This window comes from Pseudomonas sp. MWU13-2100 (assembly GCF_023242365.1).
In the GTDB taxonomy this organism is placed as follows: domain Bacteria; phylum Pseudomonadota; class Gammaproteobacteria; order Pseudomonadales; family Pseudomonadaceae; genus Aquipseudomonas.
Window position 1 is genome coordinate 25,522 of the sequence record NZ_JALLIX010000057.1, and the last position, 9,301, is coordinate 34,822.

The 9,301-nt window shown below is 59.7% G+C and carries 7 protein-coding genes and 1 pseudogene; 6 read left to right on the forward strand and 2 right to left on the reverse strand.

The window, feature by feature from the left end; genetic code table 11:
• Nucleotides 1–303: 303 nt before the first annotated feature.
• Nucleotides 304–603 (forward strand): annotated as a pseudogene (gene tauA / locus M5B99_RS30360) (taurine ABC transporter substrate-binding protein); the annotation flags it as partial.
• Here tauA and M5B99_RS27120 read toward each other — a convergent pair.
• Nucleotides 534–1,172, reverse strand: coding sequence for a TetR/AcrR family transcriptional regulator (locus tag M5B99_RS27120; RefSeq protein ID WP_248806937.1), 639 nt, complete (start codon nt 1,170–1,172; stop codon nt 534–536). The pseudogene tauA and the gene M5B99_RS27120 sit on opposite strands and share 70 nt — an antisense overlap.
• A 301-nt stretch (nt 1,173–1,473) precedes the next feature.
• Entirely contained in the window at nt 1,474–2,850 is a 1,377-nt protein-coding gene (locus M5B99_RS27125; protein ID WP_100942583.1) for a glutamine synthetase family protein, read from the reverse strand.
• Nucleotides 2,851–3,128: 278 nt separating this feature from the next.
• Between M5B99_RS27125 and M5B99_RS27130 the strand changes: the two genes are divergently transcribed.
• From M5B99_RS27130 to M5B99_RS27150, 5 genes are all read left to right on the forward strand, one after another.
• A complete protein-coding gene (locus M5B99_RS27130; protein ID WP_248806938.1) occupies nt 3,129–3,905 on the forward strand; it encodes a gamma-glutamyl-gamma-aminobutyrate hydrolase family protein in 777 nt (258 codons plus the stop codon).
• A gap of 39 nt (nt 3,906–3,944) precedes the next feature.
• Nucleotides 3,945–5,303 carry a glutamine synthetase family protein gene (locus tag M5B99_RS27135; protein ID WP_248806939.1) on the forward strand — a complete coding sequence of 453 codons (1,359 nt, stop codon included), beginning with the start codon at nt 3,945–3,947 and terminating at the stop codon, nt 5,301–5,303.
• Nucleotides 5,304–5,358: 55 nt separating this feature from the next.
• A complete protein-coding gene (locus tag M5B99_RS27140; protein WP_248806940.1) occupies nt 5,359–6,723 on the forward strand; it encodes an aspartate aminotransferase family protein in 1,365 nt (454 codons plus the stop codon).
• Nucleotides 6,724–6,899: 176 nt separating this feature from the next.
• Nucleotides 6,900–8,009, forward strand: a complete 1,110-nt coding sequence (locus M5B99_RS27145; RefSeq protein WP_248806941.1) for a polyamine ABC transporter substrate-binding protein — start codon at nt 6,900–6,902, stop codon at nt 8,007–8,009.
• Between the two features lie 71 nt (nt 8,010–8,080).
• Nucleotides 8,081–9,175, forward strand: coding sequence for a polyamine ABC transporter substrate-binding protein (locus M5B99_RS27150; RefSeq protein ID WP_318654592.1), 1,095 nt, complete (start codon nt 8,081–8,083; stop codon nt 9,173–9,175).
• Nucleotides 9,176–9,301 lie beyond the last annotated feature (126 nt).

A 9,301-nucleotide genomic window follows, 5' to 3' on the forward strand; every position in this document is an offset into this window, starting at 1 on the left:
TTTATTACGGCATTTGTCTGATTCAGCCGGACGGTTGGTATGGCGTTACGCAAAGAACCATAGAAGAAAAAACCAGGCGCGTACCTTCATTCGTCGGTTTTTAGTTCTTTATGTCGATTTTTCTCCGACCTGCGGCCCTGAGTGATTGTTGTAGCGTTGGTGAGGCTCGGCGCGGTTGTCGCGGTGGAGACGGTGACGTTTTAACGGATCAGCTAATGCACATAAGTTATTTTTTTTAATATTCTTAGACCATTTAGTCTCTCGACATGCGGATTCCCGGTCGCCTGTCGAGGAGCTTGACCCATGAAACTGCATGCTCCACTCCGCCTCCTGGCGGCCTTGTCCCTGGCCGGGACCAGCTGGTTTGCCCAGGCCGCCGATGTGACCGTGGTCTACCGGAGCACCGTTGATCCGGCGAAAGTCGCCCAGGCCGACGGCGCCTATGAATAAGCCACGCACGCGAAGATCGACTGGCGTAAGTTCGATAATGGTTCCCACAGTTATCGTGTGGAGCGGGTATTCACCGTCGCCCTTCAGAGCGGCTGGTCGCGCCTCGGCAGATACGGCGGCAAATACAACCCCAGATACGCATCGAACACGCGCATCCCTTCTTCCGCCATGCGTGGCGTGATCTGGTCGTGCAACTGCACCGAACGCGCATAGACCCGATCCCCCAGCTCCATCGCCAAGGCGAACACATCGACTTCCTTGGGCAGCGCCGGCAACTCGAAATGCCGGATAAACAGCTTGTGCATCAGGTCGCCGAGCTCGATGTCGTGCTGGCGGTCGGCCTGGGTGACTTCGGTCAGGCCGTGTTGCGCGAGGATCAGCTGCCGCGCCGCCGCATCCTCTTCATAGATGTTCAGCATCCGCTGCTCCACCAACCGTGACAGGTCGCGCCAGCTGGTGAGGGCCTGGTGGTCGATGGGGGCCTGCAAGGTGGCGCGAAAGGCCGCGTGGACATCGTTGGTCAGGGCTTCGAGCAGGGCCGGGACGCTGGCGAAGAAGTGATAGACCGAGGACGGCGGGATCCCGGCCCGTTCCGCCACGCTGTAGATCGACAGACTGGCCACGCCTTCGGCGGCAAGCAAGGTGCGCGCGGCGTCGAGGATCGAGTCGATCCGGGCCTGGCTGCGTGCGCGGGGTTTGCGAGCGGTGGCGGGGCGGGTCATGGGGTTCTCCGGCAAGGGCAGCGGGCATTGTACGCGAGGACGCTGGTGTGGTGTCTTGTGGCGAGCGGGCTTGCCGGGACGCCGCGCCGCCGCGTTCGGCTGCGAAGCAGTCGTAAAGCCTGTGACTGTGTTCTACCTGACACTATGAGGTCACTGACTTTGGGGCCGCTTCGCAGCCCAGCGCGGGCAAGCCCGCTCGCCACAGGTGTGGTGTCACCAAGATCAGGCTTGCTGCCACAGAGGCATAAAAAAACGCCGCAGGCGCTAGGCCGGCGGCGTTCTTCTTTATTGCCGCAACCGCTTACACGGTATGCAGGTACCAGTTGTATTCGAGGTCGGAGATGGAGTGTTCGAACTCCTCCAGCTCGCTCTCTTTGCAGGCGACGAAGATATCGATGTATTTCGGATCGATGTACTTGGCCATGATCTCGCTGTCGTCCAGCTCGCGCAGGGCATCGCGCAGGTTGTTCGGCAGGCTCTGCTCGTTCTGCTCGTAGCTGTTGCCTTCCACCGGAGCGCCCGGCTCGACCTTGTTGGTCAGGCCGTGGTGAATACCGGCCAGAACGGAAGCCATCAACAGATACGGGTTGGCATCGGCGCCGGCGACCCGGTGTTCGATGCGCACGGCGTCGGACGAGCCGGTCGGTACGCGAATCGCCACCGTGCGGTTGTCCAGGCCCCAGCACGGCGAGTTCGGCACGTAGAACTGTGCGCCGAAACGGCGGTAGGAGTTGACGTTCGGGCAGAGGAAGGCCATCTGCGCCGGTAGGGTCTCGAGCACACCGCCGATCGCGTGACGCAGCGCGGCGTTCTGCTCGGGATCCTCGCTGGCAAAGATGTTCTTGCCTTCCTTGTCGAGAATCGAGATATGGACGTGCAGTCCGTTGCCTGCCTGGCCCGGGTAAGGCTTGGCCATGAAGGTGGTGTCCATCTCATGGTCGTAGGCGATGTTCTTGATCAGGCGCTTGAGCAGGACCGCGTAGTCACAGGCCTTGATCGGGTCGGCGACGTGGTGCAGGTTCACTTCGAACTGCGCCGGGGCGCTTTCCTTGACGATCGCGTCAGCCGGGATGCCTTGCTCTTTCGCACCTTCGAGGATGTCCTGGAGGCAGTCGACGTATTCGTCGAGGTCGTCGATCAGGTAGACCTGGGTCGAATGCGGGCGTTTGCCGGAGATCGGCGAGCGGGGCGGTTGCGGGCGACCGTTCACGTTCTCCTGATCGATCAGGTAGAACTCCAGCTCGAACGCGGCGCAGATGGTCAGGCCGAGCTCGTCGAACTTGCTCACGACTTGCCGCAGGACTTCGCGAGGATCGGCGAAGAAAGGTTCACCTTCAAGTTCGTGCATGGTCATCAGCAGTTGCGCGGTCGGGCGCTTTTGCCACGGCTCATTGCACAGGGTGTCGGGGATCGGATAACAGATTCGGTCAGCATCGCCGATATCCAGACCCAGGCCGGTGCTTTCCACCGTCGAGCCGTTGATATCCAGGGCAAATAGAGAGGCAGGCAGGTTGATGCCCTTCTCGTAAACCTTGTGGAGGCTGGTGCGTTCGATGCGCTTGCCACGCACCACACCATTCATATCCGCAATTAGAAGGTCTACGTACAGAACCTCAGGATGATCCTTAAGGAACGCGTTCGCTTCGTTAAGCTGAACGGCACGCGGGGGTACCGACATGATGCAACACCTTTGTTGTTAAAAATATCAATCATTGATCTTTTCTGGTTTCAGTCAACCCGAACGGCATGCCGAAGTCAAGCGAGGCCTTTTTTGCCCTGAAAAAGCGCTCAGGGGGCTTTTTTGCGGCATTTTGGGGCGATTTTTTGCGCCGGACACTCCCCGGTACCGCGGGCTTGAGCGGGCCGTGTTGTATTTTTTACGGGGGTGTTGTGTAAAAAAATGAACAAGGCTAAGCTCGATTAAAACCCATAACAGCAATAATACCGGGGTGCTACATGTCTCGCCTGCCGTTGATCGGCGTTACCGCATGCTCCAAACAGATCGGTTTGCATGCTTATCACATCAGTGGCGACAAGTATGTCCGTGCTGTCGCCGTCGCAGCCAAAGGGCTGCCGCTGATCCTTCCGGCCCTGGCCGAGCTGTTCGAGCCGTCCGATATTCTCGACGGCCTGGATGGAATCCTGTTTACCGGCTCTCCCTCCAACGTCGAACCGCATTTGTACGGCGGTCCGGCCAGCGCGCCGGGCACTGCTCATGATTCTGCACGCGACCGCACCACCCTGCCGTTGATCCGTGCCGCCGTCGCCGCGGGCATTCCCGTGCTCGGCATTTGCCGGGGCTTCCAGGAAATGAACGTGGCCTTCGGTGGCAGCCTGCATCAAAAGGTTCATGAGGTTGGAACCTTCATGGATCATCGTGAGGACCAGTCCCAGCCCCTTGAGGTGCAGTACGGTCCGGCCCATGCCATGCGGGTCCAGCCCGGTGGTGTGCTGGCGGGCCTCGGCTTGCCGGCTGAATTCCAGGTCAACTCGATTCACAGCCAGGGCGTTGACCGCTTGGCGCCGGGGCTGCGGGTCGAAGCCAGGGCACCGGACGGCCTGATCGAGGCGGTCTCGGTGGTCGAAGGCAAGGCTTTTGCTTTAGGGGTGCAATGGCACCCGGAATGGCAGGTGCTGAGCAACCCGGTCTACCTGGCGATCTTCCAGGCTTTCGGCGATGCCTGCCGAAAGCGGGTTTTACAACGCGACGCCGATGCGTCAACGAACGCCTGACCCATAATAGGCGTCAGGAACCCCAACCCAGAGGCACTTATGAGTAACAACCTCGACCAGCTCACCGATTGGTTGAAAGACCACAAGATCACAGAAGTCGAATGCATGATTGCCGACCTTACCGGCATCACCCGAGGCAAGATCTCGCCGACCAACAAGTTCATTGCCGAAAAAGGCATGCGCTTGCCCGAGAGCGTCCTGTTGCAGACCGTGACCGGTGATTACGTCGAAGACGACATCTATTACGAACTGCTCGACCCGGCCGACATCGACATGATCTGTCGCCCCGACAGCAATGCGGTGTACCTGGTGCCCTGGGCCATCGAGCCCACCGCCCAGGTGATCCACGACACCTACGACAAGCAGGGCAACCCCATCGAGCTGTCGCCGCGCAACGTGCTCAAAAAAGTCCTGGCACTCTATGCCGAAAAGGGCTGGCAGCCGATCGTGGCGCCGGAAATGGAGTTCTACCTGACCAAGCGCAGCGACGATCCGGACTACCCGTTGCAGCCGCCGATCGGCCGCTCCGGTCGCCCGGAAACCGGTCGCCAGTCGTTCTCCATTGAAGCGGCCAACGAATTCGACCCGCTGTTCGAAGACGTCTACGACTGGTGCGAATTGCAGGAACTGGACCTCGACACGCTGATCCACGAGGACGGCACGGCGCAGATGGAAATCAACTTCCGGCATGGCGACGCGTTGTCCCTGGCCGACCAGATCCTGGTGTTCAAGCGCACCATGCGCGAAGCCGCGCTCAAGCACGACGTGGCGGCGACCTTCATGGCCAAGCCCATGACCGGCGAGCCGGGCAGCGCCATGCACCTGCACCAGAGCATCATCGACATCGCTACCGGCAAGAACGTCTTCTCCAATGACGACGGGACCATGAGCCAGCTGTTCCTGAATCACATCGGCGGCCTGCAGAAGCTGATCCCCGAGTTGCTGCCGCTGTTCGCGCCGAACGTCAACTCGTTCCGCCGCTTCCTGCCGGACACCTCGGCACCGGTGAACGTCGAATGGGGCGAAGAGAACCGCACCGTGGGCTTGCGGGTCCCGGATGCCGGCCCGCAGAACCGCCGCGTGGAAAACCGCCTGCCGGGCGCCGACGCCAACCCCTACCTGGCGATTGCTGCAAGTCTGCTGTGTGGCTACATCGGTATGGTCGAGGGCCTCAACCCGAGCGCGCCGGTGGTCGGTCGTGGTTACGAGCGTCGCAACCTGCGCCTGCCACTGACCATCGAGGACGCCCTGGAGCGCATGGAAAACAGCAAGACCATCGAGAAATACCTGGGCAAGAAATTCATCACTGGCTACGTCGCGGTCAAGCGGGCCGAGCATGAAAACTTCAAGCGCGTCATCAGTTCGTGGGAGCGGGAGTTCCTGCTCTTCGCCGTCTGATGCGCCGGGCGCGGTAGCTGGAGACCGCGCCTCTACTGGAATCTAGGAGAACCGTATGACCAGCAACAACCCGCAAACCCGTGAATGGCAAGCCCTCAGCAGTGATCACCACCTGGCGCCCTTCAGCGACTTCAAGCAGTTGAAAGAGAAAGGCCCGCGCATCATCACCCACGCCAAGGGCGTCTACCTCTGGGACAGCGAAGGCCACCAGATACTCGACGGCATGGCCGGCCTCTGGTGCGTGGCCATCGGCTACGGTCGCGATGAGCTGGCCGACGCCGCCAGCAAGCAAATGCGCGAGCTGCCTTATTACAACCTGTTCTTCCAGACCGCCCACCCGCCGGTGCTGGAACTGGCCAAGGCCATCTCCGAGATCGCACCCGCAGGCATGAACCACGTGTTCTTCACCGGTTCCGGCTCCGAAGGCAACGACACCATGCTGCGGATGGTCCGCCACTACTGGGCGATCAAAGGCCAGCCGAACAAGAAGGTCATCATCAGTCGCAAGAACGGCTATCACGGTTCCACCGTGGCCGGCGCGAGCCTGGGCGGCATGACCTATATGCACGAACAGGGCGACTTGCCGATCCCGGGCATCGTCCACATCCCGCAGCCATACTGGTTTGCCGAAGGCGGCGACATGAGCCCGGAAGAGTTCGGGGTCTGGGCCGCGAACCAACTGGAAGAAAAGATCCTGGAACTGGGCGTGGACAACGTCGGTGCCTTTATCGCCGAGCCGATCCAGGGCGCGGGCGGCGTGATCGTGCCGCCGGACAGCTACTGGCCGCGCATCAAGGAAATCCTCGCCAAGTACGACATTCTCTTCGTCGCCGACGAAGTGATCTGTGGTTTCGGCCGCACCGGTGAGTGGTTCGGCAGTGATTTCTACGGCCTCAAGCCGGACATGATGACCATTGCCAAGGGTCTGACCTCCGGCTACATCCCCATGGGTGGCCTGATCGTGCGCGACGAAGTGGTCGCGGTGCTCAATGAAGGCGGTGATTTCAACCACGGTTTCACCTATTCCGGGCATCCGGTGGCCGCGGCCGTGGCCCTGGAAAACATCCGTATCCTGCGCGAAGAAAAAATTATCGAACGCGTGCGCAGCGAAACGGCACCCTATTTGCAGAAACGTCTGCGGGAACTGAACGATCACCCATTGGTGGGTGAAGTTCGCGGTGTGGGCCTGTTGGGCGCCATCGAACTGGTCAAGGACAAGGCCACCCGTGCGCGGTATGAAGGTAAAGGCGTCGGCATGATCTGCCGGCAGTTCTGCTTCGATAATGGACTGATCATGCGTGCCGTCGGCGACACCATGATCATTGCGCCGCCACTGGTGATCAGCAAAACCGAGATCGACGAGTTGGTGGCCAAGGCACGCAAGTGCCTGGATCTGACCCTGAGTGTATTACAGGGCTAAGTGCTAGGCTCTGAGCCGGAAGTACGGTGTAGGTGCTTTCGCTCAGAGCAATCAGAAAGGGTGGTCTCTCCTTGAAAGGCTGCCTTGGATCTTGCCAGACTACCCCCACTGTTTCGAGTTGCCCGGGAATTGGCCGCCGAACAGCGGGTTAAAAAGAATAAATTGGAGCATGACGCATGAAGGCATTAGGTAAGAACGTAGCCGGCAAGACTCTCCTCGCCCTGTCGTTGGCGGGTGTCATGGCCGGTGCCGCTCACGCGGACGACAAGGTGTTGCACGTTTACAACTGGTCCGACTACATCGCACCGGACACCGTGGCCAACTTTGAAAAAGAGTCCGGCATCAAGGTGGTTTACGACGTCTTCGACAGTAACGAAACCCTGGAAGCCAAGTTGCTGGCCGGCAAGTCCGGTTACGATATCGTTGTGCCATCCAACAACTTCCTGGCCAAGCAGATCAAGGCCGGTGTCTACCAGGAACTGGACAAGTCGAAACTGTCCAACTACGGCAACCTGAACCAGTCGCTGCTCAAGGCAGTCTCGGTCAGCGACCCGGGCAACAAACACGCGTTCCCGTACATGTGGGGCTCGATCGGCATCGGCTACAACCCGGAGAAGGTCAAGGCGGCGCTGGGCGTGGACAAGATCGACTCGTGGGATTCGGTACTCAAGCCCGAGAACCTCGCCAAGCTGAAAAGCTGCGGCGTGAGCTTCCTCGATTCGCCAACCGAAATGCTGCCGGTAGCCCTGCACTACCTGGGCCTGCCGACCGACACCCAGAAGAAGGAAGATCTGAAGAAAGCCGAAGATCTGTTCCTCAAACTGCGTCCGTCGATTGCCTACTTCCACTCGTCCAAGTACATCTCCGACCTAGCCAACGGCAACATCTGCGTCGCCATCGGTTACTCGGGTGATGTCCAGCAGGCCAAGTCCCGTGCCGCCGAAGCCGGTGACAAGGTCAAAGTCGCCTACAGCATCCCGAAAGAAGGGGCTGGCAGCTTCTACGACATGGTGTCGATCCCTAAAGATGCGGAAAACACCGAAGCGGCCTACAAGTTCATGAACTACCTGCTCAAGCCGGAAGTCATGGCGGCGATCACCGACAGCGTGCGTTTCCCTAACGGTAACGAGAAGGCGACCGCATTGGTCGACAAGAGCATCACCAGCGACCCGGGCATCTACCCGCCAGCGGATGTGCAGGCCAAGCTGTATGCCATCGCCGACTTGCCGGCGGCGACCCAGCGCGAAATGACCCGCAGCTGGACCAAGATCAAATCGGGTAAATAAGTCGATTTGAGACAACTCCCGGGAGTGGCGCAGCCTTTGGCCGCTCCCGTGGATTTCTAGAGGACCTCCACTTGTCTGTTTCTTTCTTTCGCAAAGCCATGCTGGCGGGCGCGGCGCTGACCTTGGCGGTCAGTGTGCAAGCGGCGCCGACCGTGCATATTTATAACTGGTCGGATTATATCGGGCAGACCACCCTGGTGGATTTCCAGAAGGCCACCGGTATTGTGCCGGTCTATGACGTCTTCGACTCCAATGAAACCCTGGAAGGCAAGTTGCTGGCCGGGCACACCGGCTATGACGTGGTGGTGCCGTCCAACCATTTCCTTGGCAAGCAGATCAAGGCGGGCGCGTTCCAGAAACTCGACAAGACCCAGCTGCCGAACTACGTGAACCTCGACCCGGCGTTGATGAAACGCCTGGAAAAGAACGACCCGGGCAACCAGTACGCCGTGCCTTATCTGTGGGGCACCAACGGCATCGGCTACAACGTCGAGAAGGTCAAGGCGGCGCTGGGTGTCGACAAGATCGACTCCTGGGCGGTGCTGTTCGAGCCGGAGAACCTGAAGAAACTCTCCGGCTGCGGTGTGGCGTTCCTCGATTCGGCCGATGAAATGCTGCCGGCGGTGCTCAACTACATGGGCTTGAGCCCCAACAGCACCAATGAAAAAGACTACAAGCTGGCTGAAGAGAAGCTGCTGAAAGTCCGTCCCTACGTCACCTACTTCAACTCCTCCAAGTACATTTCCGATCTGGCCAACGGCGAGATCTGCGTGGCGGCCGGGTTCTCCGGCGATATCTTCCAGGCCAGGAAACGCGCCGAGGAAGCCAAGAAAGGCGTGAACATCGCCTATGTGATTCCCAAGGAAGGCGGCAACCTCTGGTTCGACATGCTGGCGATTCCCAAGGACGCCGGCAACGTCAAGGAGGCCCACGCCTTTATCAATTATCTGCTGCAACCTGAAGCGATTGCCCAGGTCAGCGATTATGTCGGTTATGCCAACCCGAACCCAAAGGCTGGCGCTCTGATGGATCAGTCCGTGCGTACCGATGAGGCGGTTTACCCACCGCAGGCCGTTGTGGACAAGCTGTACGTCAATGCTGAGCTACCCCCGAAAATCCAACGTTTGATGACCCGCAGCTGGACCAGGGTCAAGTCGGGCAAGTAGTGCCCGTGGGTCGAACCATCCAAAGCCGGGTCACCCAGGCCCGGCGGCTAAATCTTGTTGGGAGTTTTACAAATGGCAGTTGCCTCCGGCGCCTATAAGAAAGCCCTCGAGGGCGATCAGACACCT

Bases quoted from the DNA above. Each gene is read 5' to 3' on its own strand.
- M5B99_RS27125 (WP_100942583.1), bottom strand. From the start codon at position 2,850: ATGTCGGTACCCCCGCGTGCCGTTCAGCTTAACGAAGCGAACGCGTTC.
- M5B99_RS27130 (WP_248806938.1), top strand. From the start codon at position 3,129: ATGTCTCGCCTGCCGTTGATCGGCGTTACCGCATGCTCCAAACAGATC.
- M5B99_RS27145 (WP_248806941.1), top strand. From the start codon at position 6,900: ATGAAGGCATTAGGTAAGAACGTAGCCGGCAAGACTCTCCTCGCCCTG.
- M5B99_RS27120 (WP_248806937.1), bottom strand. From the start codon at position 1,172: ATGACCCGCCCCGCCACCGCTCGCAAACCCCGCGCACGCAGCCAGGCC.
- M5B99_RS27135 (WP_248806939.1), top strand. From the start codon at position 3,945: ATGAGTAACAACCTCGACCAGCTCACCGATTGGTTGAAAGACCACAAG.
- M5B99_RS27140 (WP_248806940.1), top strand. From the start codon at position 5,359: ATGACCAGCAACAACCCGCAAACCCGTGAATGGCAAGCCCTCAGCAGT.